Annotated in this window: 2 protein-coding genes and 1 pseudogene; all 3 read right to left on the reverse strand. The window is 65.0% G+C overall.

Annotated elements, in window-relative coordinates; all coding sequences use genetic code 11:
* Positions 1-122, reverse strand: a pseudogene (locus AC2VOP_RS18125) (ketol-acid reductoisomerase); the annotation flags it as partial.
* Between the two features lie 30 nt (positions 123-152).
* On the reverse strand, positions 153-662 hold the full coding sequence (gene ilvN / locus AC2VOP_RS18130; protein ID WP_486962251.1) for an acetolactate synthase small subunit: 510 nt from the start codon (positions 660-662) through the stop codon (positions 153-155).
* Positions 662-1,317, reverse strand: a 656-nt coding sequence (locus AC2VOP_RS18135) for a thiamine pyrophosphate-dependent enzyme (protein ID WP_486962252.1), incomplete at its 5' end; no start/stop codon positions are given. The genes AC2VOP_RS18135 and ilvN, both read right to left, overlap by 1 nt.

The raw sequence follows: 1,317 nt of genomic DNA on the forward strand, positions 1-1,317 counted from the left end.
CGCACCCGCACGCCGGAGTCGCGCAGGCTCAGCGAGTGCGCATGCCCTTGGCTGCCGTATCCGATCACCCCGACTTTGCGGCCGGCGATGATCGACAAGTCGGCGTCGTCGTCGTAGAACATCTGGACTGCCACGTAGATTCTCCTTGCTGGTTACTTGGCGGTGCCGATACTGCGCGGGCCGCGGGACAGCGCCACCATCCCGGACTGGACGATCTCGCGGATACCGTAGGGCTCCAGGACTCGCAGTAGCGCGTCCACCTTGCCCGGCGTTCCGGTGGCCTCGACAGTCAACGATTCCGGAGATACGTCAATCACCTTGGCGCGAAACAGGTTCACGGCCTCGATCACCTGGCCACGGGTGCCGGCGTCGGCTCGCACCTTGATCAGCGTCAATTCCCTTGCCACCGAGTTGCTCTCGTCCTGCTCGACGATCTTGATGACGTTGACCAGCTTGTTGAGCTGCTTGGTCATCTGCTCCAACGGAACGTCCTCCACCGAAACGACGATCGTCATCCGGGACATGTTCTTCTGTTCGGTGCCGCCGACGGCCAGCGACTCGATGTTGAAACCGCGCCGCGAGAACAGCGCCGCCACCCTGGCTAGCACCCCGGGCTTGTCTTCGACCAGCACCGACAATGTGTGTGTCGTCGAACCGGACATCAAGCGGGCCCTTCGGTCTCGTCGTCGTCGAAGAGCGGACGGATGCCGCGGGCGGCCTGGATCTCGTCGTTGCTGGTTCCGGCGGCCACCATCGGCCAGACCTGCGCGTCGGCGCCGACGACGAAGTCGATCACCACCGGCCGGTCGTTGATCGCTCGTGCGGCGTTGATCACCTCGACGACGTCTTCTTCACGCTCGCACCGCAATCCGACGCAACCGAGGGCCTCGGCCAGCTTGACGAAGTCCGGGATGCGGTGCGAGTGGGTGGCCAGATCGGTCTGCGAGTAGCGCTGGCCGTAGAACAGGGTCTGCCATTGGCGCACCATGCCCAGATTGCCGTTGTTGATCAACGCGACCTTGATCGGGGCGCCCTCGATCGCGCAGGTGGCCAACTCCTGGTTGGTCATCTGGAAGCAGCCGTCGCCGTCGACCGCCCACACTTCGGCGTCCGGCAGGGCTATCTTGGCACCCAACGCGGCCGGGATGGCGAACCCCATGGTGCCCAGACCGCCGGAGTTCAGCCAGGTGCGCGGTTTCTCGTAGCGGATGAACTGCGCCGCCCACATCTGGTGCTGGCCCACCCCGGCGACGTAGATCGCGTCGGGCCCGGCGAGACGACCCAAGGTGGAGATGACGTATTCGGGGCTCAGGCTGC

The organism is Mycobacterium sp. TH-M106, assembly GCF_057473765.1.

Coding starts and splice junctions, on each gene's coding strand:
- ilvN (WP_486962251.1), bottom strand. CDS start 662: ATGTCCGGTTCGACGACACACACATTGTCGGTGCTGGTCGAAGACAAG.